Below are 24,150 nucleotides of genomic sequence, written 5' to 3' on the forward strand. Positions count from 1 at the left end.
TTCGCTCATAGTAGCTTGACGCCTGTCCCACTATACTGAAAACATTGTGGACTACGCTGAATACTGTGGTCCGTGATTTCAATCCGGCCAGTTCTACCCTGAAATTCAATATGCTGCAAATGCGGTTGTGACAGGTACTGCTGGGTAATCTGCCAGGCATCTCCCCCGAAGGCAATCAGCCGCTGATAGGACATATCCACCGGTTCTTTAGCATAGGCCTGTACAACATCTGGCCAGTCAGCCAGATAAAGTACCGGAACATCACAGAACTTGATCCCTTTCGGAGGTCTATGCTGCTCGCTGATCGCATTGGCCACGGTATACATCCGTTTATGGCTTAACTCAGGTATGGCAGCCAGCCCTTCTGCATTGCCGAGGTATAACAGCCCTTGTTTTGGCATTAAAAAAATGGGCGCCTTGTTCACGATCTTGAATTTCAGATCACTCTGACTGAACAATGACATCAGCAACAGTTCATGCTCGGCTTCACTGCCCGGCTGGCGTAAAATCAGCAGCTGTTGAATTCCATCTTTGTGCAATAAGGTTTTTAGGGCAGCGGCATCTTCTTTTTTGGACAGGCTGAATTGCCAGACTTGGGGTGATGACCCTGCTACATCATTCAGGCTGAGGGTACGTACTTTAGGTTTGCTCTTGAGTAGTTGTTCCACATCGCTGCGTGCCAATGGACCCACCACCATTTTGGTCTTTTTATTGACATGCTGTTTCAGTAGCTGGGAGATATTTTTCTGATTGGAATTGACCCATTTTAATGGAACTTTCTGCCCGGAAGTAGCATAGGCACTGAGAAAACCCTGTTTGATACTCGATGCAGCTCGCGCCAAAGGTCCGGATTCGGGTAGAATGATCAACACTTCTGCTTGTACGCTGCTGATGTAGCTGACTAAACACAAGCCCAATATTTTATTTTTAATCTTCCATTTTTTATTATTCAATTTATTCCACATGGAGAAACCTATGAGTGCTCAGTTATTTGTTGTTGCGACTCCAATCGGGCACTTAGATGATATTAGTTATCGTGCACTTCAGGTGTTAAAGTCGGTGAGTCTTATTGCTGCCGAGGATACACGAACTTCAGCACAATTGCTTAAACACTTTAATATTCAAACACCTCTGACTGCCTGTCATGAGCATAATGAAAGCAACAAGATTGATCAGCTGATCCAGCGCCTGCTCAATGGCGAAGATATGGCCCTGATCAGTGATGCTGGCACTCCCCTGATCAGCGACCCTGGCTTTAAATTTGTCCGGGCTGCTCAAGCGCATAATATCCGCGTGATTCCCGTTCCTGGTGCTTGTGCGGCTATTGCTGCCTTAAGTGCTGTTGGCTTGCCGAGTGACCGCTTCAGCTTTGAAGGTTTTCTGCCATCCAGACAAAGTCAGCGCCTGCTAAATCTGGAAAAACTGAAAGATGAAACCCAAACCCTGATTTTCTATGAAGCACCGCATCGAATTCTGGAGTCCGTTAAAGATATGGCCAGCGTTTTCGGAGCAGATCGCCCGGTCGGTTTTGCGCGTGAGATTACCAAGACCTTTGAAACTATCAAGAAAATGACCTTGGGTGAACTAGTCGAATTCATTAGCAATGATCACAATCAGCAAAAAGGCGAAATTGTTCTGGTGATTGGCGGCGCCACCGAAGAAAAAGATCTGGATCAGGAAAAGCTGGATAAATTATTGAATCGCCTATTACAGGACCTTTCGGTCAAAGCAGCATCACAACTGGCAGCAGATTTAACCGGAATCAAAAAGAAAGTCGCTTATCAACGTGCTTTAGAACTGAGTTCGGCCAACGATTAATGTTCTAAATGTTTCTTTTAGGTTTTAATTTGCAAAAAAAACACCACATTGAATGTGGTGTTTTTTATAAGAGACAAGTTAATCAATAACTTATTCTTTGGCTACTGATTCATCTGCCGGAACTTCAACAATACGACCACCACTGGCAAGGAAAGCCGCAATCTCGTCTTCAAGTGCTTGACGCTTTTTCAGCTTTGCAGTGACGGTCAAAGTTTCAGCTTCTACAAGATCGGTATCACTGACGACCTCTGTGCTATCGACCGCGCCTTTTTCAGCGGCTTTTGCTTCATCATCGTCAACAATTGAATCTTCAACGTCGTCATCATAATCATTCATGTCTGTCATTTGCATCTCCCCAAAAATAGCCCTCGCTTGGTATTCCAAGTCAGGTATCGAATTAAGTGAAATTTAGCAATCTCTTTGACCTTCGCCTAGTACCAAAACTCAAAAAATCGTATCTTTTTTAAACAAAAACGTTACTCTTTATTGGCATTTGTTTAAAAAATTTACATTTCTCCCTTAAGCTGCGTAGCGTGTGTCTTTGAGTAAACTCAGGCCGTTGGCCTGTGACATAAATGCATCTTTTAATATTGGCTGATTTTCTACCTGTTTTAAACCAAAATTACGTACCCAAACCATTGGGAAGAATGAGGTCGTTTCCATCCAGCCAATCGCAGACATGCTATGCATCATGGCATCGTTCTGACCTTTACGGCGATGTTCATAGCGTTTAAGGGTCTGCTCGTGTGCCCATACACCACGCGCCTGATCATGCAGTAAAACATCACAGAGCACTGCAGCATCCAGACAGCCAATATTCACCCCTTGACCTGCCAGCGGATGAATCACATGTGCGGCATCTCCAATCAGGGCCAAACCATCTTGAACATATTGTTGGGCGGCACGGGCTTTTAAAGGGAAAGTGGCACATGGTGTTGCCTGCAATACTTCACCCAGCATATGCTGGCTTTCACGGGTTAATAGCTGGGTAAATTCAGCATCTGGGAGCGCTGCATATTCCTCTGCATAATCCTCTGGCAAGGTCCAGACAATTGATTGCCAGTGTCCCTGCTCTTCCGGATTAAGGCTGGCCATAGGTAAAAAAGCCAGAGGACCAGTTTCAAGAAAAATCTGACGTGCCATGTGCTGATGAGGCTGTGCAGTTTTAATGGCACAACTGATCCCCGCCTGTTTATAGTCCAGTACATCAATATCGATGAACGCTTGCTCACGGACAAAGGAGTTTGCACCATCTGCACCGATCACCAGTTTAGTTTGGAGTTGTGTACCATCAGTCAGATGAATGATCCACACACCGACGCCACGTTCAACGCGGCTGACTTTGACCTGTGTCCTATAATCTTGTACATCTTCCAGCATCTTTTGCTGAATAGCCAGATTCAAAATGCTTGGTTCCACCATCGAACCTAAAGCCTGCTCTACTGATGGTGTTTTTTCTGAAGGCTGGCCAAAATTAATTTCGCCATAGCCATTTTTATTCCACACCTGCATACCGGTATAAGGCTGCTGACGTGCCAGATTTTCCCAGACACCCACCGTTTTTAATAGGTGAATGGTTGCCTGACTTAGAGCCAGGACACGCGGATTAGCCACCTTTAAGGTTTTATCTGCATCCAGAATTGGCGCTGCATCCAGAACTGTAGGCTGCACGCCACCTTGGGCCAGCAATAGCGCAGTGAGCCCGCCTACCAACCCACCACCAATAATGACAACGTCTAATATTTCGTTAGTTTGATTTAAGCTCATGCTTTTAACCCCATGGCATAATTTGCAACGAGTGGCTTGATGCCTGGAATCGTATCAAATGCGACTAAACCTGTATTACGCATCAATTTTAAAAACGGATTCTGGTTACTGAAACCGCGTACCACTGAATCACAGAACTTGATCACACGCTGCTGGTCACTGAGACGGGATTTCTCATAGTCTAGCAATATTGCAGCATCGCCCAAGTCTGAGCCTTGTGCCTGCTGCTCTTTCAGGTAACGCACCAATACATGCGCATCACGCATACACAGGTTAAAACCCTGCCCGGCGACCGGATGAATCGTATGTGCTGCATTACCCATGAGCACTACACGACCAACAGCCTGCTTTTCAGCTAACACTTGAGACAATGGAAAACTGAACCGTTTTCCGGTTTTCTGGAATTTTCCGGCACGATCGCCATACGTTTCCTGCAAGGCATCCAGAAAATGCTGGTCATTTTCATCTCCCAACCATTCTCCTTCAGTACCTTTTTTCACAGGCCAGACCACTGAACGGCGATACTCACCCGGTAAGGGCAACAGTGCCAAAGGGCCTAAATGACTGAAACGCTCAAAACCTACATGACCATGTGGCTTCGACGTTTGTACTGTGGTCACAATCGCGACCTGATCATAATCATGTTCTGATGCACCAATACCCAAAGCCTTACGACAGAAAGAATCCCGCCCATCGGCGGCAATAACCAGTTTGGACTGTAATTTCAGTAGAGATTCGCCACGATGCGCTTCGATATAAGCAAACTCTGCATCTTGAGTCAGTGAGCTCACCTGCACACCATCAATCAGTTCAATCAATGGCTCTTTTTTGACTTGAGTGAGAAGCACCCGACCGAGCCAGGCATTTTCAATGACCTGACCAAAGCTTTCGACTTTTTCCTGCTCGGCTTTCAGTCGGGCCTTACCAAAGCTGCCCTGTTCGGTAATATTCACTTCCAGAATTGGGGTAGCATGTTCTTGCAAGGCATTCCAAAGTCCAAGCTCCTGATAGATTTGTACGCTACGACGTGACAAGGCGCTATTACGTGCATCAAAACTGGAATGATATGGCGCAAGATTTTCATCATCATAATTTGGGTATTTGATGGCTTCCAAAAGTTTGACTGCAATATTAGTTTTCGCCAACATTAATGCGAGGCTTAAGCCCACCATCCCACCACCGACAATGATGACTTCTTGTTGCATGCTGTAATCCTTTCAATGTCGTATCTATACAAATAGATACTTATAATCATGATGGATTTTATATTACATCATGACTCGAGATTTTGACATTGTGATACATGCTGTTGTTGTAGCTTGTTTTGACCTCAATGTTCTGCTGTCTGGCAGACCAGACAAAGGCTGAAATGCATTACTATTAAAAATACCCGGTCAATCAGCTTAGCTCTTATTTAAAAGAAAAAATTAGAATTCATTTTCAAAACTGTAGAAAAAATTAAAGTGAATAAAAATCTACCCAAAATAATTTTATATTTTTAATAGATCATTTTTCTAAGATATCTTTTTATAAAATTGAAGATTTTAAAAAGGATTAATAAAATTTCAGCTTCTATTTGTTCCAACAAGCTCGCTGAGCTAATAATTGGTTTGGTTTGTCTTGAATAGTGACTACGATCCAATCTTCTAGGTAAAGTGTTATCTCTATAAATAATTCCATTTTGACAACTACTTCCCAGACAACGCAGTCCATGCTTATCAGTAACTTCATCTATGGCATTGGTATAGGGAATAGGTCCCGTGGTATTCAGCACACCACTCCAGCCATATCCAAATTTAATATAAGTATAATTTTCTAAATTTTCTGTTATTTTTTCAACCACATTGGCCAAATATTTATTTCCCGGCGAAGATATAATATTCCATTGTTGGTATTCTTTACCTCTTTTAATTTGTTTATGCTTTCCGAACTCTTCATATTCAGCTGCTCCTCCTTGCCATTCAAAGACCAGCAGTTCATCATCTTCTAAAATAATGTCACTTAAACTACAGGTGGTAAAACTTTTTAAATCAAAATATGCCCCACCTAACCTGTAAAGTAATAAATATCGAAAATAATCAGTTTGTGCAGCGCCATATAATGGATTAATTTTAAGAAATGCATTTGAATATCTAGAAGAATAATGATTTTTAACAAAATCTACCATGGCATTATAATCATAAAAACGGTATTCCCAATCAGGATTATTTTTCAGAAGAACAGCCCTTGCCGTTCTATCTTCTTCTGAGAGCAAATTTATCCCTTTTGTATGAATTTGATGAATTATTTTTGGTATTTTCATATTGAGGTACGTCCTTAATCTTATAAATTTTAATATTCCTGGAACTGGTATGGTTCATATTAATCAAATTCCAGATAAAACATTTCACCTGAAATACAAAATATTAAGACTATTAATTAAGGGATTACGCCATACTTAAACCTAGTTCCCATACTTAATGCAATCAAACTATTCCAGATGGCGAATAATTTCTTCTTAATATTTGATTTACTATAGATTTCTTAAACAGCGTATGTACTCATTAAGAGCCCTTAAGATAATACTAAGCACTGATCATTTTATTAACTATCTTTATTATAGCTGTATATTAATATCCTCACTTTATTTTTTTAACATACAACCATAAAATTGATGTTAGCACTATAGCTTAAAGATCAATTAAAATAATATAAAAATTTTTTAAGTATCTCCCATCTTCTCATATCAGTAAAAAGGTAAATCATCACATTTACTCTGATAAGAAAGACAATACCTATTATTAAAAATTCAATAGTTATAGACTCTTTTTTTGTATGATTGATATTTCTCTAAAAACCAGTTTTTTATTTTCAGATAACACTCAAACTAAAATAACACCAGCCTTTCCAGTAGCTATTTAGAAGACTGAATGCTGTAATTTTATCTGATTCTGATGATATTCAATAGCCAGTTCAATTAAACGAGTAATTAAATTGGTGTATGTCAGTCCACTTGCTTCCCAAATCTTCGGATACATACTGATGTTGGTAAAGCCTTGCAAGGTATTTATTTCATTTACTAAAATTTCCCCATTTTGGTCAGGAATAGAGCCATCTTCGCCCAGCGTTCCATACACAATTGGAAAAATAACATCCAACTGGGATAAAGCCTGTTCTTTAAATTCAATGACTTGCTTTTCACTCTAATCCGGAATAAAGGCAATATTTCTACCGGATTGATGCAATGCGATTAAAGACGGATTATCCGAATTTAATAAAAAATGGGTACTTTCATTCAGATGCCAAATCCCATTTTTATCAATCCCAATCAAGGTAATATCAAATTTTTCTCGATCGATCGCATCAACAATATTTCTTGCTGACTGAAGTGAAACTTCATGTTCTGTAGACTTACCGCCAAAGATAATACCAATATTCTTCTTTTGCACGTTTACTCCTTGGTCCTACATAAGTACCCAACTTAACAATAAATTATCGTTATTAATTTTCTGATCATTCAAGAATTTTATGCTTATAAAAGTATAGGAAAATCTCTGTTTACGGAATAAAAATCTAACAAGATAGTAATAAAAAACGGAGCCTAAGCTCCGTTTTTTATTCTGGTATCGTAATTAAAGCCGGATTTTAGATTATTCAAAATTGGCCTTATAGCCATGCAAATCATCTAGATCTGCTTTAGCTGTTTAACGCACAACCTTGGTATGATGATCTGTATGGTGTACTGTTTTGCCAAGCTTCGTTCCTGTATAGATCAGGTATAATGCCGACAAACCAACCAGGACATAAATAATTCGAGATAAGGCGCTCATATCACCAAAGATCGCAGCGACCAAATTAAAATCGAATGCACCAATTAAACCCCAATTGATGCCACCAATAATTGTCAAGGCATAAGCAATCCAGTCAATCGTATTTAATCTCATAAGTCTTCTCCTGCTTTTATTTAAGTTTATTTAAGTATCAGAGAAATTATGAGAATATCAGCAGATATAATATGTAGCTTTGATGCTAAAAACGGATTTTCTGTGTTGACTTCCTGTCAATTTTTAAGCTGTAAATTTTAATTAGGTTTGTTTTATTTGACTTGTTCAATATAAACGTAAGTTATATTGCTTGTTGATCATTACGAAATATTTTAAGACGCCTACTTTGCACAGCATATAAGTGTCATAAAAAAGCCGGTCTTTTCGACCGGCTTTTTTGAGTTTTCTCAGATCAGGCAGCTTGAACTTTTGCCATCAATGCTTCAATCTCTTCTACCGTTTTGACCACTTTCGCGGTTAAAACCAGTGGACCATTTTCGGTAGCAACAACATCATCTTCAATCCGGATGCCAATACCGCGCCATTTCGGGTCTACGGTTTCATCATCGGGCGCGATGTAAAGCCCCGGCTCAACTGTTACGACCATGCCTTCTTCATACGCACGCCATTCACCATCAACCTTATAAGCACCGACATCATGTACATCCATACCGAGCCAGTGTCCGGTACCATGCATGTAGAATTGGCGGAAAGCTTCTTTTTCTATGATGTCGTCAATATTCCCCTGCATCAAGCCAAGATCAAGCAAACCCTGTACCAAAATGCGTACTGCAACATTATGTGGTTCTTTATACGAGTTACCAATTTGCACAGCATTAATTGCAGCAATTTGAGCATCCAGCACTACATTATATAAAGCTTTCTGTTCCGGGCTAAATTTACCATTCACTGGAAAGGTACGGGTAATGTCTGAAGCATAGAACTGATATTCAGCCGCAGCATCAATCAGGACTAAATCGCCATCTTTGAGTTCTTTGTCATTTTCTACATAATGCAGGATGCATGCATTTTCACCGCCACCGACAATACTATTATAGGCTGGAACACCGCCATTTTTGCCAAAAACATAATTTAGCTCGGCTTCCAGTGCATATTCCATCATGCCCGGCCGTACTACCAGCATTGCTTGAGTATGCGCATCAGCAGAAATATCGGAGGCAATCTGCATCAGTTCAATTTCATTTGCATCTTTATGCAGACGCATTTCATCGACAATACGATCCAGCTGAATGACTTGTGCTGGCGCAGAAGTCCCACGACGGCTTTCACCACTTGCAGTTGCAATCCATTTCGCGACACGCGCATCAAATTCTGCATGCTGCCCGATGCGATAAAATAACCGATCCTTATTTTGCAGTTTTTCCAGAATTTCTTCATCGAGCAGATCAATCGCATAGGCTTCATCTGCCTCATAATCCTGAATGGCTCCATCAATACCTGCACGATAGCCATTCCAGATTTCCATTTCCCGGTTACGTTCCCGGCAGAACAAACTGTAGCTATAGCCTTCTTCTTCAGTGTCAAAGGTTTCAATCACAGCAACAGCTTCAGGTTCTGCAAATCCGGTTAAATATAAGAAGCTACTGTCTGCGCGGTATTTATAATCTGCATCACGGTTACGCATGGCTACCGGACTGGTCGCGATAATAGCAATACTGCGTAAACCGATTTCCCCTGCGAGGATTGCGCGACGTTCCTCAAAAACTGCCTGTGTCAATTTCTTCATTACACCTTACTTCTTATCGTTTAGTACTTTTATTTAGAATATGATCTTGAAACCAGACCATCAACTTTACTGTAAACAGCAAAATATATGCCTGATTTCAAGTATGAGTTAGTTCACCTCAGCATTTCATCAACTTGGACGTTTAGGCGAGAAAATCTCGACAACACTTTGCGGCTCTGTAGGAGCGGCATCGTTAGGCTGATTTTTTTGACCAAATTGCTGCAGGAGTGGCGTTTCTTCAACTCCTACTTTTTTACGTCCTAAAGACAAACTGACCGGAATCAGGCGCACAAATTCATACAATTCCTGATAGCTTTCTTCACCTTCAGCATCATCATCCGAATCTTCAAATTCTACCGCGGCTACATCCTGCAAATGTTCAATCAGTTCAACTTCATCCTGGCGGATATGCCCGGATGCCAGTCCAAAACCTAAGACTACACCTGCACACCAGTCCGCTAGTGCCTGCACACGTTCTGAAAGCGTATGCTCATCATCAGGTAACAAAGGTAAATAATCCAGCTCATCTTCAGACAAGGCATGGAAGATGTCTTCGGCTTCGCCTGTCAACAGCTCTAATGCTTCGGCATCCAGTTCAGATACGTCCAATGTTTCTAAAATCTGTAACCACTCTTCACTGCTTGGGGCCTGAGTGACACAAACAATGCCCGTCAGCAAACCATGCAGTTCGCTAGGGCTGGAAATCTCCTCAATTGAAGAAAAATTGCGGTGCCATTCGGTCCAACCTGAAATATCGTCTTGCATTCGTTTATCCAATCTTTATACTGCTTATATATTACCTTTGTTTGCAACACTGTGCGACCTCGATATGTTAGAAGAATTACAGCGTCTACAAGTGCAGATCGGCGTGTTAAAAACGCGACTTGCACGGCTTGAAAGTGAAAATTCCAGCTTGCGCGAAGAGCAAGACTCTTCATCAATGCAACATCAACTGCAAATTGAACAAAAGAACAGCGTAATTGCGCAAAAACAACAAGAAAATGAAAACCTGACAGAACAATTGACGGACTCTCGGGCCCAGTTTCAACTGCTTAATAATGATGCAACTGCACTGGCAGACCGTTATGGCAGACTTGAAAAAAGCTGCACTGATCTGAAAAACCGTTTTCAGGAAATTCTGGCTGAACGTAATGATCTGCGGGTACTTAAAGAAAAGATGCTGATTGAACAGCGTCATTCTCAGCAGGAAATCCAGCGTTTGACTCAGGAAGCTGAACGTTTAACCCAAAAAAATGAAAATGCCAAAGCCAAGGTTGAAGCAATTATTCAACGTCTGGCCATTCTTGGCACTGCGCAGGATCATCACGCACAGGAAATTCAACAACTGGCCCATCCGACTGAAGTCATTGAGGAAGCTTCATCATGAGTGAACAAATTGCAATCGATCTCAGAGTATTGGGGCATAGTTTCCGTTTAGCCTCGCCCCCTGACAAGCAGGAAGAATTACAGCGTGCGGCACAGTTATTAAATGAAAAGTATGATGAATTTCGTCGTAAAGCTCCACGCATGGAACCTAGTAAACTGATTATTATGGTAGCACTTGAGTTGATGCAGGAAGTTCTGAGCATGAACCGGTCCCTGCAACAATACGGACATTGCGAACGTTTGTTACAAGCCATTTTAGAAGAAGTTGAAGAACTTACTGAATAATCACATATTCCGCTTAAACTTCAGACATTCGAATGAACTGTTTACAGTTCATGAACAGCATGGAGTTGCCACACCGGCATTATTGTTTATAATTAACTTAACTCTGGGGTGTTCGCCAGCGGGTCTATTCCCCTGCCGATACTAACACTTATGGGTGTGGTCTGTATATTTAGAGTGTATGCCCATCTTCGTATGGGAAACCCAGCAAGTATACGTCACATCCTCCTTGAACTCATCGGGTTCAGGGTAACGACACATGCAGCGGCATCTCCGGAGTGCTTATTTTCTTAGTGAAAATATATTATTTATAATTCATATAAAATTCTTTCTAAATCTTCTCTTCTCATTTCACCATTTATTTCGATCACGCCCCTTGTATTAACGCAGTCATCTTGTATGCATGAAATGCCTCAAAAGTCCTTTTCACTTTATTTTATTCAAAAACAATCTCTTAAACTATTTTATCCCGATATAAAATATATATGGCCCAGATTGCAGCAGGAATCCAGCCAAAAATCGAAATCTGAAGTAGCAAACATACTACGGATTCGACTGGCCGACGAAGAGTCATAAACAATGACCACGGAAAAATAAATGCAATAATTGATTTCACTTTTTAAAATCCTCTTTTTGCAATGTCTTGAGCTTTTAAGTCCAGTATTTACGAATGGCTAGAACTGCTACTTATATTCAGATATTTTTAATGTGATGAGCAGAATCTCTGTACATGCGAAATCACGTTTAAAAATATCTTGAAAGCCTAATTCAGCCAGCTTAAAAGAAGCTTAAAAGTTACTTTACATCTACTCAGCTCTTGTATCTTTTCAGCCAGAATATTGACGTTTTAATAAAAAAGTTTTCGCTTAATTTTTGCTATGCAACAGGCTTATATCCAAATAAGGCACTTAGCCTATTTATATTTATAGATTTATTTTTTTGGTCTTGTACTCAAGGGTGATACCCGCCAGATCGCGTCTCCGACATCATCTGCCACTAAAATGGCTCCTGAAGAATCCACTGCTACGCCAACAGGACGTCCATATGCTTTCCCTTGATCGCTTAGAAATCCGGTCAAAATATCCTGCGGCTGTCCGATTGGTTGGCCATTTTGAAAGGGAACGAAAATCACTTTATAGCCGCTATGTGGTTTGCGGTTCCATGAGCCATGCTGACCAATCAGCGCCCCATCACGATATTGAGGCATCAGATCTGCCCTATAGAAAGCCAAGCCCAATGAGGCAGTATGATTGCCTAATGCATAATCCGGTGGAATTGCTCGCGCAACTAAAGCAGGGTTTTGCGGTTTGACCCGTGTATCAACATGCTGACCATAATAACTATAAGGCCAGCCATAAAAAGCGCCCTCTTTGACAGAGGTCAAATAATCAGGAACCAGATCATTGCCGAGCTCATCGCGTTCATTTACCACCGTCCAGAGTGCACCACTCTGAGGTTGCCAGTCCATGCCATTCGGATTACGTAGTCCGGTTGCATAAGGTCGTGCTTGGGCACTATCCAAATCAAACTCCATAATGAGTGCCCGGCCCTGCTCCTGCTCTAAGCCATTTTCAGCCACATTACTGTTGGAACCCACTGTGATATAAAGTTTATTGCCTGCAGGATTGGCAATGACATTTTTGGTCCAGTGATGGTTTAAACGGCCTGCCGGTAAATCCAGCACCTTGGTGCCGGCTGCTGTGATTTCAGTCATCCCGTTCTGATAAGGAAAGCGCATCAAGGCATCAGTATTGGCTACATACAATGTATTGCCAATCAGCGCCATACCAAATGGAGAATTGAGATTTTGCAAGAATACGGTTTTTTGTTCAGCCACCCCATCTCCATTGCTGTCCCGAAGTAGCGTGATGCGGTTGGCACTAGGATGCGATGAGCCGGCGCGCTGCATTACCCACTTCATGATTTTCCCTTTGATCCCTTTACTATCATCGGGCTTGGATGGTGCATCCGTTTCAGCCACCAGCACATCACCATTTGGCAATACATACAGCCAGCGCGGATGTCGCAGTCCTTTGGCAAATGCCTGAACTTTTAAACCTGTCGCGGGTATAGGCATTTCATCCACAGGCCAGCCTTTGGCAGGCGCAATATTGACCGTAGGCAGCAAGCTTGACTGTGGTTTAGGTAAGTCTGGATCAGAACCATAACTGTCAGTGATGGGCGATTTGGAAGGCATCGTACATCCTGTCATAGTCAGGAAAGATGCACAGGCGGTACCAGCAACTAAAAGTCGTATGTGCTGAATAAGCATTTTTATCTCTTTGTTATTATTATCCTCGACTTAACTTTAAAAAACTACAAGAGATGCCACTAGCTGATTCTTGTTTTTTCTGGTTATGAATTGGTTATCAACTTTGAGTCAGGTCTGATGTTTTTCTTGCTGTAAACATAAATTTATTCTGACTCACTTACCCAGGACAACACGACAACATTTCCAGAGTAATTTTTTTTACCTCATTACGACTGAGTCGAATATGAGCCTCTAATATAGAAAGACAGGCGACTGCATCTTGGGCAAGCAGCGCCTTTAAAATCTGTTGATGTTCAGCATAGGTGGCCTCAATCCGATAATCTTTGGAAAAATCCAGCCGGCGTATGATCCGAATTTTTTCGCTGATCTCACTATGTATTTTTGCCATTTCTGCATTGCCGGCTGCAAATACCAAATGACAATGAAATGCTTCATCTTCTACAGATAACCGCCTGAGATCATAGACATACTGTTCTGGTTGAATACACCAGGTTTGAATCAAAATAGCCAGAGCAACCTGCAACTGGTCTTTGGGCTTCTGACAAAGTTGCTCGACTGCATAACCTTCCAATAAAATCCGTAGATCATAAAGTTCTTCATAAGCTTTAAAGTCCAGTGGCCGGACCTGCCAGCCACTTCTAAACTGCACCTCGACATAACCTTCCTGCTGCAAACGATATAAAGCTTGCCGAATAGGTGTACGGCTGACGGCATAGCTTTCAGCAATTTCCGATTCGGTAAACCGCTCTCCCGGCATCAGCTTAAAGTCAAAAATATCATTTTTAATTTTCTGGAAAACCAGCTCAGACAGATTGTCTGAGCTTTTTCCTGTCGCTTTAGTGGTGGCTGGATTACGGACAATAGTCATGGCTCAATCCATTACTCCATATAAACCAGTGGTTCACCACTATGCACGGTCTGACCAGAACGGCAGATAATCGCTTTGACAATGCCATCATCATCAGCATAGACCGGCAGCTCCATTTTCATGGCTTCAATGATGGCCACCGTGTCGCCTTTTTTCACAATCTGCCCGGCTTCTACAAAAATCTTCCAGATATTGCCGGTCATAGAGGCGTTGAGAGGGACATACTGGCTGTAATCGGTATCATCCTGCAGCACTTCTATTTCTACAGGTGCATCAAACTCGTCTTTCCAGCGTTCTACCTCGGTACTAAAAGCAGCCTGCTGCTGCGCTTTAAAGGCGGCAATGCTGTCGTGTTCTGCAGCAAGGAAATCCTGATATGCTGCAAAGTCAAACTCGCATTCTTCAATTTTGATTTCTGCCAGACCATGGGCGAAATCAGCACGGAACTGATCCAGTTCAGCCTCAGTGACCTCATAATATTTAATCTGGTCAAAAAAGCGTAAGAACCATTGCTGATCGCCAAACTGCTTGTTCTTTTTAAACTTGTTCCAGATCGGCACGGTACGGCCAATCAACTGATAGCCACCCGGTGAGTCCATGCCATAAATACACATATACATGCCACCAATCCCGACTGTCCCTTCAGCGGTAAAAGTACGCGCGGGATTATATTTGGAACTCAGTAAACGGTGGCGCGGATCAATGGGCACTGCACAAGGTGCAGTCAGATATACATCACCTAGCCCCAAAATCAGATAATTGGCATCAAAAATAATGTCTTTAACTTGCTGGCGAGTATGTAGACCATTAATCCGCTGAATAAAATCAACATTATTCGGAAGCCAGGGGGCTTTAGCACAAACACTTTCCTGATAACGTTCCACCGCACCCAGAGTCGCCGAGTCTTCAAAGGCCATGGGTAAATGGATAATTCTTGAAGGGATTTTAATGTCACGCAAATCGCCCATCTGTTCTTCAAGACCAAGCAGGAAGTGAATCAGTTGCTGCTGGCTACACCGCAGACCATCATATTTAATCTGCAAGGATCGCACACCAGGTGACAATTCCAGGATACCCTCAAGATCAGCTTCACGGATCAGTTGCATCAAGCGGTGTACGCGTAAGCGCAGGGCCAAATCCAGTACGTTATCGCCATATTCCAGCAAGATATAACTGTCACCTGCCTGACGATATACAGCTTTTGGTGCATCTGGCGTAGCTTCACGCAATGCCAGGATACTTTCTGCCTGAACTGCAACAACTTCAGTCTCGTGGGTCATCTCTGCCTTGGCAAAGTTTTGGAGGGTTTGAATTTGCTGCCGTTCCAGCGCATTGGCCTGCTCTACCGAAATTGGATAGAAGCTAATCGTGTCATCGGCTTTCAGTTGACCAATTTTCCAGAGTTCAGCTTTGGCAATAGTCACCGGACAGACGAAACCACCCAGGCTTGGACCATCTTTGGCAAGGATTACGGGGAAATCACCGGTAAAGTTGATTGCACCAATGGCATATTCACAGTCATGGACATTGGATGGATGTAGTCCTGCTTCACCGCCATTTTCACGTGCCCAACTTGGCGTCGGTCCGGTTAAACGGATACCTAACCGGTTCGAGTTAAAATGTACTTTCCAGCTTGATGCAAAAAATTCCTCAATATATTCAGCTTTAAAGAAATCAGGAGCGCCATGCGGACCATAGAGCACACCAATTTTCCATTCCTTGCCATAACCTGGAATCAGAGCTGTGGCCAAAGCTTCAGGTTCTGCAATCGCCAAAGGTAGTAGACCATCGGCCGGCAGCTCAGGATTCACCATCTTAATCATGTCGCCAGCACGTAATACTCGGCCTGCATGTCCACCAAAATTACCTAAAGCAAAGGTAGAACGGCTACCCAGATATTCCGGTACATTCAGACCATTTCGCACAGCCAGGTAGGTCCGGCATCCAGATTCCACTTGTCCGATTTTTAGGGTTTGTCCTGCTTTTACCTGAATAGGCTGCCAGAAATTTACTGCTTCATCATCCAGACTTACCGGACAAGGTGCGCCAGTTAAAGCAATGATATTGTCTGCATGAAACTTGAGGGTCGGACCTTGCAGGGTAAATTCGAACCCGGCGGCGGCCTCGGCATTCCCGACAATTTTATTGGCCAGCCGGAAGGCATAATCATCCATTGGGCCTGAAGGCGGTACACCGATATCCCAATACCCGACACGACCCGGATAATCCTGAATCGAACTTTGTGTACCCGGCTGAATCACCTCAATCACATTCGGCACATACTTGAAATCATCCAGCATGCGTGTCCAGATCTGCATCTGTTCAAAACGCGGATCTGAAATGACGGTATGGACATAATCCAGATTGGTACTAATACCATTAAGGCGAGTTTCAGCTAGTGCCGCTTTAAGAGTCGTAATCGCAGTTTCACGATCTTCAGCATGCACAATAATCTTGGCAACCATCGGATCAAAATATTGGGAAATTTCAGTACCGGTACTCACCCAGGTATCAACCCGGACATTTTCCGGAAAAAAGACATCAGTCAAAATCCCTGGACTCGGCTGGAAATTTTTCACCGGATCTTCGGCATAGATTCGTACTTCAATCGCTGCACCCTGAGGCTGAATACTGCTTAGATGCTTCCAATCCAGAGTATCGCCTGCTGCCACTTTCAACATGCATTCGATCAGGTCCAGTCCAGTCACCATTTCAGTCACCGGATGTTCCACCTGCAAACGGGTATTCACTTCAAGGAAATAAAACTCGTCACGTGCTGCATCGTAAATAAACTCAACCGTACCGGCACTGCGATATTTCACCGATTTGCCCAGTTCAACTGCCGCCTGATGCAGTTTTTGACGGGTTGCATCAGGTAAATGAGCCGCGGGTGTTTCTTCCACAACCTTCTGATTACGGCGCTGCAGTGAACAGTCACGTTCGCCCAAAGCCACGACTTGTCCCTGACCATCCCCAAAAATCTGGACTTCGACATGACGGGCTTTATCGATAAAGCGTTCCAGAAACACCCCGGCATCTTTAAAGAACTGCTCGCCCAGACGTTTTACACTTTCATAAGCCTCCCGAAGTGCGTCTGCATCATCACAACGGGTCAGGCCAATTCCGCCACCGCCTGCTGTGCTTTTCAGCATAATTGGATAACCAATTTTTTCAGCTTCTGCCAAAGCTTCGTCCAGACTATTTAGCAGACCTGTACCGGGAGTCATGGGTACATTGGCAGCTGCAGCAAGTTCACGGGCACGATGTTTTAAACCAAACTCTAAAATCTGCTCAGCTGTGGGTCCCATGAAAGCAATGCCATTTTCTTCGCAGGCACGGGCAAAATCAGCACTTTCTGATAGAAAACCATAACCCGGGAAAATTGCTTCGGCCCCGGTATTTTTGGCTGCAGCAATCAGTTTTTCGATACTCAAATAGGTATCGCCAGGTTTAGTCCCTTGCAGAGATGCGGCAACATCTGCATCAAGTACATGCTGCGCATAACGATCTGTTTCTGAATAAACGGCGACACTGGTTACACCCATTTTTTTTAATGTGCGAATGGCGCGAACAGCAATTTCGCCGCGGTTTGCAATCAGTACAGTCTTAAACATATGAATCCCCTGTTATTTTATCTATTTTTTGAATCTGCTGAATGGCTCTGTTTCATTTTTTTATTGATTCAGCTCATGGACATAGACTCGCTACCTACCAAGTTCACTGATCTGTAATGCAGGTGCAGATGCACACTATCCGCATATTCAGCTTTCCTGAATGCATCAATTTTTTCTTTCAGATATGTGCCAGTCGCAACCAAAATACAGGCAGGCCCAATACGCTCGAACTGTGCATTGGGTTGAGCGGAATTTTTCGGTGAGAACTGTTTTTGCTGATCGGCCGCACGCCATTTCAGGACTGTCCAGTCGATCATTTGGTGAGGAAGCATTCTGTATCCAATCTTGTATCCAAGTTTGAATACAGATATGCAGAACTTATGCCAGTTTTATTTTTATATTAATTTCAATATTTTAATATTATTTAAGATGTCCCAATGAGAGGGAAATTTGATTAGATGACTGTTTTTGGTTCAGTCTGTTTTCAATTCAGTGCAAAAATTATTCTGGAACTCATATTGCATGATCTGCATCCCTTCAACTTGTACGACACTGATATAAAAGCCTATCTATTAATGAACCTTTAAGGGAACCATTCAGCTCATATCTTGGACTAGTAATAAAATTGGAGGTACTCCATGCCGGACTTAAGGGGGTTTTAACCCAAGATGCATATAGGCACATAGGAGATGATCGAAAGGAAATATAAAAGGAGAGGTTTCAAATATTGAAGTAAATAAGGCTGCCCAGTAATATTCACTGAAATTACGGATAACCTCTGTCACTCAACCACGAAAAGCGGCTTCAATCACGGCAACATCAATTTTCTTCATGCCCATCATGGCCTCAAATGCACGTTTGGCTGCAGCACGGTCAGAACTGTTACAGGCATTGATCAGGACCGCTGGCGTAATCTGCCAGGAAATGCCCCACTTGTCCTTGCACCAGCCACACTCACTTTCCTGACCGCCATTGCCCACAATGGCATTCCAGTAGCGATCTGTTTCCTCCTGGTCTTCAGTCGCCACCTGAAATGAAAATGTTTCATTATGCTGAAAACCAGGACCACCGTTCAACCCGATGCAGGCAACGCCCATTACTGTAAATTCGACCGTAATGACATCACCTTCTTTCCCAGAGGGATAATCTCCAGGAGCAAGGTTGATCGCGTCAATCGAGGAATCTGGAAAGGTGTCCGCATAAAATCGCGCAGCAGTTTCAGCATCGTTATCGTACCAGAGGCAGATAGTGTTCTTCACAATATTCATCATGTTCTCCATTGAGTTAGGTCTTACGTGCCTACCTAAGTCCAATGTCCAATGTGTATCATTTCTCAGCCGAGAATAGTCATATGATTCCGTATCTATACTATTTCACCAAAAACGGGACAAATCTATTCTGAAGCTGTATGTTTATTGATCTAAAGCTTTTCAACATTTTTCTAATTATTCACTGCTGCAGCTTGCTATCACACTGTTAATTACATAAAAAGCGATGAAAATCAAAGAGCGTAAACTACTCACCTCATGACCTTTTAAAAACAGGTCATAAAATTTCTTTAATTAGACTTTAAACCTGGCACGATTTATATCGGGAGATAAAATGCAATAGGACATTACAATTCAGAATTATTTTTTACTTTTCCAGAATTCCCACTTAGACTAGAGCATACTTTTGTTGCACATCCTTTTGCGCCCTATGACCATTCAGGAATTAAGAAGATACCTTCGTAAAACACGTCGTCATCTCTCTAAATTTGAGCAAAGGCAGGCCGCACAAAAAGTCTTGAACCGCCTGATCCGCAGTCCACAATTTATTCATGCCCAACGTATTGGGCTGTATCTGCATGCTTTTGGTGAAATTCAGACCCAAGCAATTATTGAACGCTGCTTTCAGCTGGGCAAGCAGGTTTATCTCCCTGCAATTTGTGACATGAATCAGCATCTGGTCTGGATCCGGATCAGCCCGCATCAATACCATAACAGGCGCTTTGCCCACCATCGGCTGGGTATGCGAGAGCCAATGAGTACGCGTGGTGTCCATGTTTCCAAACTGGATCTGTTGCTCATGCCATTATTGGCCTGTGATACTTCAGGCACCCGGATTGGGATGGGCGGCGGTTTTTATGATCGCACCCTGGCTTCTGCACCCAAGCACCCTTTTCGTTTGGGACTTGCATATGACTTTCAACTGGTTAGGCAACCTTTAAAACGGGAAAAATGGGATCAGCCCCTGGATGCTTTAATCACTCCAACAGTTTCTATCAAGTTCAAACGTTAATTTTTCAATTTTGCTCTTGATAACTACTTCAAAATCACATAATTAGTCATTTTTCATACAATTTAATCTCAACTGCCCTTGTATTTTTAAAATTACCCATCACTATTAAAAGCATGGCAACACCGTTGTCACTCATTAGGAGTGCCCATGTCTGAAATTATCATGAATCCAGAAACCTTAGAGCCGCAGGTTCCAAGTGTACTACCCCTTTTGGCGCTGCGTGATGTGGTGGTTTATCCGCACATGCAAATTGCGCTGTTTGTCGGTCGTGAAAAATCGATCAATGCAGTTGATGTGGCTCGTAACAGTGACAATCTAGTATTTGTGGTTGCACAAAAAGATTCGCTTACAGAAGAAATTGATCACGACAATTTATATCAATACGGTACTGTCGCGAAGATTGTGCAAGTTGTGAATCACGAAAATGATGAAAACTGTATTAAAGTCCTGATTGAAGGACTGCATCGTGCCAAGCTGAAAACGATCATTGACGAAAACGAGTATCTGACAGCAGAGCATGAACTCAGCCCAATGACAGTTACGATGGATAAAGACACGCAAGCTGTGCGCTTGCAAGAATTACGTGCGCTTTTCGCTCAATATGCAGAAGCGAAGTTACGTAATGCACGTGAACTGATCACTGCAGCCAACAAAATTGAAGACTTATTACAGTTATTGTTCTTCGTTGCAACCCGTGTTCCATTGAATATTGAAGTGAAACAAAAGTTCCTGGAACAGGACGAGTTCGAAGCGCATTTGACTGAATTAATGACTTATCTATTGCAACAGTCTGAAGAACAGCAGATCGAGCAAACCTTGCATGACTCTGTTAAACGTCAGATGGAAAAGAACCAGCGCGAATACTTCCTGAATGAAAAAATGAAAGTCATTCAGCGCGAGCTTTCTGATATGAACGGCGGTGCAGAAGATGATGTCGCCGAAATTGAAAAACGTCTTGCTGAAGCAGATTTGCCTGAGCATGTACGCAAGAAAGCAGAAAACGAGTTCCGCAAGCTGAAAGCAATGCAGCCTGCTTCAAGTGAAGCTGCCGTGGTACGCAACTATCTTGAAGTCATTCTGGATACACCATGGAACAAGGCCAGCAAAGTCAGCATTAACCTGAACAAGGCGCAGGAAATTCTGGATGCAGACCATTATGGTCTGGACGATGTCAAAGATCGTATTGTGGAATATCTTGCTGTCCAGTCACGTGTGAAAAAATTGCGCGGTCCGATTCTATGTCTGGTTGGTCCTCCAGGTGTCGGTAAAACATCACTGGGCGAATCCATTGCCAAGGCGACCGGTCGTGAGTTTGTCCGTATGGCACTGGGTGGTGTACGTGATGAAGCCGAGATTCGTGGTCACCGTCGTACCTATATCGGTGCGATGCCAGGTAAAATCGTGCAGTCTTTAATTAAAGTAGGTGTGAAGAACCCGTTGTTCCTGCTTGATGAAATCGACAAGATGGCACAAGACTACCGTGGTGATCCTGCTTCTGCGATGCTTGAAGTACTAGATCCATCACAAAACAGCAAGTTCAGTGATCATTACCTGGATCTCGATCTTGACCTGTCAGAAGTGATGTTTATCTGTACTGCGAACAGCATGAACATTCCTGAGGCGCTGCTGGACCGTATGGAAGTGATTCGTCTTCCGGGTTATACCGAAGAAGAAAAAGTGAATATTGCTGAGCGTTATCTGGTTCCTAAAGCAATCAAGAACAATGGCTTACGTTCTAAAGAGCTCACAGTTCACGAAGAAGCCATTCGTGATATCGTGCGCCATTATACCCGTGAAGCCGGGGTTCGTAATCTTGAACGTGAAGTGTCAAAAATTGCACGTAAAGTGGTAAAAGAAGCAGTCAGCAAGAAAGCTAAAAATCTTGAGGTAGATGTAACAGCAGTTAATCTTCCAGAATACCTGGGTCCACACAAATTTGACTATGGTATGGCGGAAGAAGAAGCACAAATCGGTCGTGTGAACGGTCTGGCTTGGACTTCTGTCGGTGGTGAATTACTGACCATTGAGGTTGCTGCAGTTCCGGGTAAAGGTAAGTTTATTACTACCGGTTCTCTTGGTGATGTCATGAAAGAATCGATTACCACTGCCATGACTGTTGTGCGTACCCGTGCCGATGAACTCGGCATCGAAGCCTCTCGCTTTGAAGAAACTGATGTGCATGTGCATTTACCTGAAGGTGCGACACCAAAAGATGGTCCATCAGCAGGTTTGGCACTCACCACTGCACTGGTATCTGCCTTCACCGGTATTCCGATTCGTCCGGATATCGCGATGACAGGTGAAACCAGTCTGGGCGGTCGTGCACTACGTATCGGTGGCTTGAAAGAGAAACTTCTGGCAGCCCATCGTGGTGGCATCAAGCTGGTATTCATTCCACAGGAAAACGTACGTGACCTGGCGGAAATCCCAGAAAATGTCAAAGAAGGTTTAGAGATCAAAGCAGTAAAATCAATTGATGAGATTTTACCGCTGGCATTGACCTCCTTGCCAAAAGCATTGGTTAAACCGCCAATTGTGAAAACCAAAGAAGAAGCGAAAGCAGCACGTCATTAAGACCTGCTGATTCCTAAAAACCCTGCTCCGGCAGGGTTTTTTTATTGGGTAAAAAGCCACTTAACTCAATTATGGCTGTAGCGCCATAGCAACCAGCCCATCAATCACATACGTCATCTTGTTCAAGTCCAGCTTGTCTAAGGTGTCCAGTTCGGTGTTGTAATAAGGATTGCGATAATTCGCAGTATCGGTGATCAGCATAGTTGAATAATTGAATTTGGTATAATTCAGATAGCCCGAGAAACTCATATCCTGAGCAAAACTTGGACTGACAAAACGCTGACAATCCAACCTGTTAAGCCGTTGCATAGCATCACAATAATCGCCGGTCAGGCCGGTTGAGGCCAAATGTCCAATTGATGCAATAAAGTTGCCATGTCGTGGATAAATCCATTTTAATCCGACTGGATAACTCTGTACCTGATGTTCATCAAAATAGCCAATCGAATCCAGAATCACCACGCCTTTAATTTTCTGTTTTTGCACTTTTAATGATTTGGCATGTATATAACTGCCCATGTGTTCTGTCTTAAAAAAGGGTGGCTCTTCCAAGGTATAGAAAGCAAATTCAATATCATGCTTGAGTCTGGATTTTTGCAAAGCAAGTAGTCTTGCCGTTTCCAGCAGACCCGCTACACCTGATGCATTATTGTCAGCCCCATATCGGGCACTGAAAACATCATAATGTGCTCCCATTACCATCTTGGTTTTGGCTTGAGTATTGATTTGACAGACGACATTCCGGTAACTCAAGTTATTGACCACATAAACCTGATACTGACATGGGACACCCAGACGCTGCATCTGCCCTTTGATCCAGGCAGACACCCGATTCAGCTCCTTAATATTTTTATAATTCCGGTATTCATCCACATTCATAATCTGGCTAAAAAACAATTCCAGATGGGGGACTTGAGCACTTTTGCTTGAGCTGGCCATACACAGGCTTGAACCCATGAGACCAAGCAGTAACAGGAGCACAGTACAACATCCTTTTATCATGACACTGTTCCGCATTTATTATTATTCCATTCCTTTATCAAGCGGATACTTGAACTACGGACATTAAAGCAACACTAAATCCCCCCTTTCAATTTCAATTTGTTTCCTGGTTCAAATTCATGTTGTTTGATCGTTATAATGAAGTATCCAATTATTGATCTGCCTGTATGAAAATCCGTATTCTGACCATTGGTCAAAAAATGCCAGCTTGGGTGTTGACTGGTTTTGAAGATTATTTCAAACGTATTCAGCCTTTTGTACAGACCCAGATTATTGAACTGCCGATGGCCAAGCGCGGGAAAAACGATTCTGAAGCAGATATTCTGAAATACCGCAATATTGAGGGTGATAGCATTTTAAATGCACTGAAGCAGAATGAAATCCTGATCGCGCTAGAAGTAGGCGGACGTGAATTCAGTACTGAAAAACTGGCTGAAACCATGAAAAGCTGGATGCTGGAAGGCAATGATGTGGCACTTGCGATCGGTGGACCGGATGGTCACTCGGAAGCCGTGCGTAAAGCTGCGGCATGGCACTGGTCCTTGTCGAAGTTAACCCTGCCGCATCCTCTGGTACGTGTCATGCTGATTGAACAGCTCTATCGTGCCATGAGCATCAACCATAACCATCCCTATCATCGAGCGGGATAATTTAATAATGCGTTCTGTATATGCAACGTTTTGTTGAATTATTACCCCTGCCTTTATCCCTGTTTTTATTGCATGATTAAAACATTC

The 24,150-nt window shown here is 42.9% G+C and carries 23 protein-coding genes and 1 other RNA gene; 7 read left to right on the top strand and 17 right to left on the bottom strand.

Going from position 1 to position 24,150, the window contains the following annotated elements:
- Positions 1 to 5: 5 nt before the first annotated feature.
- Positions 6 to 965 (bottom strand): penicillin-binding protein activator, encoded by a 960-nt coding sequence (locus tag AY605_RS06170; RefSeq protein ID WP_064095570.1) that lies wholly within the window; start codon positions 963 to 965, stop codon positions 6 to 8.
- A gap of 10 nt (positions 966 to 975) precedes the next feature.
- Here AY605_RS06170 and rsmI point away from each other — a divergent pair, with 10 nt between their 5' ends.
- Entirely contained in the window at positions 976 to 1,818 is an 843-nt protein-coding gene (gene rsmI, locus AY605_RS06175) for a 16S rRNA (cytidine(1402)-2'-O)-methyltransferase (RefSeq protein WP_064095571.1), read from the top strand.
- A 90-nt stretch (positions 1,819 to 1,908) separates the two neighbouring features.
- On the opposite strand, the gene AY605_RS06180 is transcribed toward rsmI, so the two are convergent.
- The 9 genes from AY605_RS06180 to AY605_RS06220 all read right to left on the bottom strand — a co-directional run bounded on the left by AY605_RS06180 (position 1,909) and on the right by AY605_RS06220 (position 9,900).
- A complete protein-coding gene (locus tag AY605_RS06180; RefSeq protein WP_004646359.1) occupies positions 1,909 to 2,163 on the bottom strand; it encodes a hypothetical protein in 255 nt (84 codons plus the stop codon).
- Positions 2,164 to 2,337: 174 nt separating this feature from the next.
- Positions 2,338 to 3,585, bottom strand: a complete 1,248-nt coding sequence (locus AY605_RS06185) for an FAD-dependent monooxygenase (RefSeq protein ID WP_064095572.1) — start codon at positions 3,583 to 3,585, stop codon at positions 2,338 to 2,340.
- Positions 3,582 to 4,790 carry a 2-octaprenyl-6-methoxyphenyl hydroxylase gene (gene ubiH / locus AY605_RS06190; protein ID WP_064095573.1) on the bottom strand — a complete coding sequence of 403 codons (1,209 nt, stop codon included), beginning with the start codon at positions 4,788 to 4,790 and terminating at the stop codon, positions 3,582 to 3,584. Before ubiH ends, AY605_RS06185 begins: the two co-directional genes overlap by 4 nt.
- Before the next feature lie 293 nt (positions 4,791 to 5,083).
- Positions 5,084 to 5,887, bottom strand: a complete 804-nt coding sequence (locus AY605_RS06195) for a glycosyltransferase family 32 protein (protein WP_064095574.1) — start codon at positions 5,885 to 5,887, stop codon at positions 5,084 to 5,086.
- A gap of 595 nt (positions 5,888 to 6,482) precedes the next feature.
- Positions 6,483 to 6,722 (bottom strand): hypothetical protein, encoded by a 240-nt coding sequence (locus tag AY605_RS15380; RefSeq protein ID WP_064095575.1) that lies wholly within the window; start codon positions 6,720 to 6,722, stop codon positions 6,483 to 6,485.
- Positions 6,723 to 6,767: 45 nt separating this feature from the next.
- The gene (locus AY605_RS15385; RefSeq protein ID WP_064095576.1) at positions 6,768 to 7,013 is read right to left on the bottom strand and encodes a hypothetical protein; all 246 of its coding nucleotides are present in this window, start codon (positions 7,011 to 7,013) and stop codon (positions 6,768 to 6,770) included.
- Between the two features lie 255 nt (positions 7,014 to 7,268).
- Complete coding sequence (locus AY605_RS06210) at positions 7,269 to 7,508, bottom strand: DUF378 domain-containing protein (protein ID WP_064095577.1); 240 nt, start codon at positions 7,506 to 7,508, stop codon at positions 7,269 to 7,271.
- Between the two features lie 292 nt (positions 7,509 to 7,800).
- The gene (gene pepP / locus AY605_RS06215) at positions 7,801 to 9,135 is read right to left on the bottom strand and encodes a Xaa-Pro aminopeptidase (RefSeq protein WP_064095578.1); all 1,335 of its coding nucleotides are present in this window, start codon (positions 9,133 to 9,135) and stop codon (positions 7,801 to 7,803) included.
- 129 nt (positions 9,136 to 9,264) lie between these two features.
- The gene (locus AY605_RS06220; RefSeq protein WP_064095579.1) at positions 9,265 to 9,900 is read right to left on the bottom strand and encodes a UPF0149 family protein; all 636 of its coding nucleotides are present in this window, start codon (positions 9,898 to 9,900) and stop codon (positions 9,265 to 9,267) included.
- Positions 9,901 to 9,964: 64 nt separating this feature from the next.
- Between AY605_RS06220 and AY605_RS06225 the strand changes: the two genes are divergently transcribed.
- The 3 genes from AY605_RS06225 (at position 9,965) to ssrS (ending at position 11,087) form a co-directional block, all read left to right on the top strand.
- The gene (locus AY605_RS06225) at positions 9,965 to 10,522 is read left to right on the top strand and encodes a hypothetical protein (protein ID WP_064095580.1); all 558 of its coding nucleotides are present in this window, start codon (positions 9,965 to 9,967) and stop codon (positions 10,520 to 10,522) included.
- Entirely contained in the window at positions 10,519 to 10,806 is a 288-nt protein-coding gene (locus AY605_RS06230; protein ID WP_064095581.1) for a cell division protein ZapA, read from the top strand. Before AY605_RS06225 ends, AY605_RS06230 begins: the two co-directional genes overlap by 4 nt.
- A gap of 97 nt (positions 10,807 to 10,903) precedes the next feature.
- Positions 10,904 to 11,087: non-coding RNA, 6S RNA (ssrS, locus tag AY605_RS06235), on the top strand.
- Between the two features lie 170 nt (positions 11,088 to 11,257).
- Here ssrS and AY605_RS14855 read toward each other — a convergent pair.
- From AY605_RS14855 to AY605_RS06260, 6 genes are all read right to left on the bottom strand, one after another.
- On the bottom strand, positions 11,258 to 11,419 hold the full coding sequence (locus tag AY605_RS14855) for a YqaE/Pmp3 family membrane protein (RefSeq protein WP_081406339.1): 162 nt from the start codon (positions 11,417 to 11,419) through the stop codon (positions 11,258 to 11,260).
- Between the two features lie 315 nt (positions 11,420 to 11,734).
- Positions 11,735 to 13,015 carry a PQQ-dependent sugar dehydrogenase gene (locus AY605_RS06240; RefSeq protein WP_228138645.1) on the bottom strand — a complete coding sequence of 427 codons (1,281 nt, stop codon included), beginning with the start codon at positions 13,013 to 13,015 and terminating at the stop codon, positions 11,735 to 11,737.
- A 217-nt stretch (positions 13,016 to 13,232) separates the two neighbouring features.
- Positions 13,233 to 13,943, bottom strand: coding sequence for a GntR family transcriptional regulator (locus tag AY605_RS06245; protein WP_064095583.1), 711 nt, complete (start codon positions 13,941 to 13,943; stop codon positions 13,233 to 13,235).
- Between the two features lie 11 nt (positions 13,944 to 13,954).
- Positions 13,955 to 17,557 carry an urea carboxylase gene (gene uca, locus AY605_RS06250; RefSeq protein WP_064095584.1) on the bottom strand — a complete coding sequence of 1,201 codons (3,603 nt, stop codon included), beginning with the start codon at positions 17,555 to 17,557 and terminating at the stop codon, positions 13,955 to 13,957.
- Between the two features lie 68 nt (positions 17,558 to 17,625).
- A complete protein-coding gene (locus AY605_RS06255) occupies positions 17,626 to 17,889 on the bottom strand; it encodes a hypothetical protein (RefSeq protein WP_064095585.1) in 264 nt (87 codons plus the stop codon).
- A 453-nt stretch (positions 17,890 to 18,342) separates the two neighbouring features.
- The gene (locus AY605_RS06260) at positions 18,343 to 18,825 is read right to left on the bottom strand and encodes a VOC family protein (protein ID WP_171254923.1); all 483 of its coding nucleotides are present in this window, start codon (positions 18,823 to 18,825) and stop codon (positions 18,343 to 18,345) included.
- 430 nt (positions 18,826 to 19,255) lie between these two features.
- On the opposite strand from AY605_RS06260, the gene AY605_RS06265 reads away from it, so the two are divergent.
- Entirely contained in the window at positions 19,256 to 19,837 is a 582-nt protein-coding gene (locus AY605_RS06265; protein ID WP_064095587.1) for a 5-formyltetrahydrofolate cyclo-ligase, read from the top strand.
- 147 nt (positions 19,838 to 19,984) lie between these two features.
- The gene (lon, locus tag AY605_RS06270; RefSeq protein WP_064095588.1) at positions 19,985 to 22,411 is read left to right on the top strand and encodes an endopeptidase La; all 2,427 of its coding nucleotides are present in this window, start codon (positions 19,985 to 19,987) and stop codon (positions 22,409 to 22,411) included.
- Positions 22,412 to 22,480: 69 nt separating this feature from the next.
- Here lon and AY605_RS06275 read toward each other — a convergent pair whose 3' ends face one another.
- Positions 22,481 to 23,413, bottom strand: a complete 933-nt coding sequence (locus tag AY605_RS06275; protein ID WP_081406347.1) for a M28 family peptidase — start codon at positions 23,411 to 23,413, stop codon at positions 22,481 to 22,483.
- Between the two features lie 167 nt (positions 23,414 to 23,580).
- Between AY605_RS06275 and rlmH the strand changes: the two genes are divergently transcribed.
- Positions 23,581 to 24,063 carry a 23S rRNA (pseudouridine(1915)-N(3))-methyltransferase RlmH gene (rlmH, locus tag AY605_RS06280; protein ID WP_064095590.1) on the top strand — a complete coding sequence of 161 codons (483 nt, stop codon included), beginning with the start codon at positions 23,581 to 23,583 and terminating at the stop codon, positions 24,061 to 24,063.
- Positions 24,064 to 24,150: the final 87 nt, after the last annotated feature.

This window comes from Acinetobacter sp. SFD (assembly GCF_001647575.1).
Classification (GTDB): Bacteria; Pseudomonadota; Gammaproteobacteria; order Pseudomonadales; family Moraxellaceae; genus Acinetobacter; species Acinetobacter pecorum.

Coding starts and splice junctions, on each gene's coding strand:
- lon (WP_064095588.1), top strand. CDS start 19,985: ATGTCTGAAATTATCATGAATCCAGAAACCTTAGAGCCGCAGGTTCCA.
- AY605_RS06170 (WP_064095570.1), bottom strand. CDS start 965: ATGTGGAATAAATTGAATAATAAAAAATGGAAGATTAAAAATAAAATA.
- AY605_RS06255 (WP_064095585.1), bottom strand. CDS start 17,889: ATGCTTCCTCACCAAATGATCGACTGGACAGTCCTGAAATGGCGTGCG.
- AY605_RS06220 (WP_064095579.1), bottom strand. CDS start 9,900: ATGCAAGACGATATTTCAGGTTGGACCGAATGGCACCGCAATTTTTCT.
- AY605_RS06225 (WP_064095580.1), top strand. CDS start 9,965: ATGTTAGAAGAATTACAGCGTCTACAAGTGCAGATCGGCGTGTTAAAA.
- pepP (WP_064095578.1), bottom strand. CDS start 9,135: ATGAAGAAATTGACACAGGCAGTTTTTGAGGAACGTCGCGCAATCCTC.
- AY605_RS06195 (WP_064095574.1), bottom strand. CDS start 5,887: ATGAAAATACCAAAAATAATTCATCAAATTCATACAAAAGGGATAAAT.
- uca (WP_064095584.1), bottom strand. CDS start 17,557: ATGTTTAAGACTGTACTGATTGCAAACCGCGGCGAAATTGCTGTTCGC.
- AY605_RS06275 (WP_081406347.1), bottom strand. CDS start 23,413: ATGATAAAAGGATGTTGTACTGTGCTCCTGTTACTGCTTGGTCTCATG.
- AY605_RS06230 (WP_064095581.1), top strand. CDS start 10,519: ATGAGTGAACAAATTGCAATCGATCTCAGAGTATTGGGGCATAGTTTC.
- AY605_RS06210 (WP_064095577.1), bottom strand. CDS start 7,508: ATGAGATTAAATACGATTGACTGGATTGCTTATGCCTTGACAATTATT.
- rlmH (WP_064095590.1), top strand. CDS start 23,581: ATGAAAATCCGTATTCTGACCATTGGTCAAAAAATGCCAGCTTGGGTG.
- AY605_RS06245 (WP_064095583.1), bottom strand. CDS start 13,943: ATGACTATTGTCCGTAATCCAGCCACCACTAAAGCGACAGGAAAAAGC.
- AY605_RS06240 (WP_228138645.1), bottom strand. CDS start 13,015: ATGACAGGATGTACGATGCCTTCCAAATCGCCCATCACTGACAGTTAT.
- rsmI (WP_064095571.1), top strand. CDS start 976: ATGAGTGCTCAGTTATTTGTTGTTGCGACTCCAATCGGGCACTTAGAT.
- AY605_RS06180 (WP_004646359.1), bottom strand. CDS start 2,163: ATGACAGACATGAATGATTATGATGACGACGTTGAAGATTCAATTGTT.
- AY605_RS06260 (WP_171254923.1), bottom strand. CDS start 18,825: ATGAATATTGTGAAGAACACTATCTGCCTCTGGTACGATAACGATGCT.
- ubiH (WP_064095573.1), bottom strand. CDS start 4,790: ATGCAACAAGAAGTCATCATTGTCGGTGGTGGGATGGTGGGCTTAAGC.
- AY605_RS06265 (WP_064095587.1), top strand. CDS start 19,256: ATGACCATTCAGGAATTAAGAAGATACCTTCGTAAAACACGTCGTCAT.
- AY605_RS06185 (WP_064095572.1), bottom strand. CDS start 3,585: ATGAGCTTAAATCAAACTAACGAAATATTAGACGTTGTCATTATTGGT.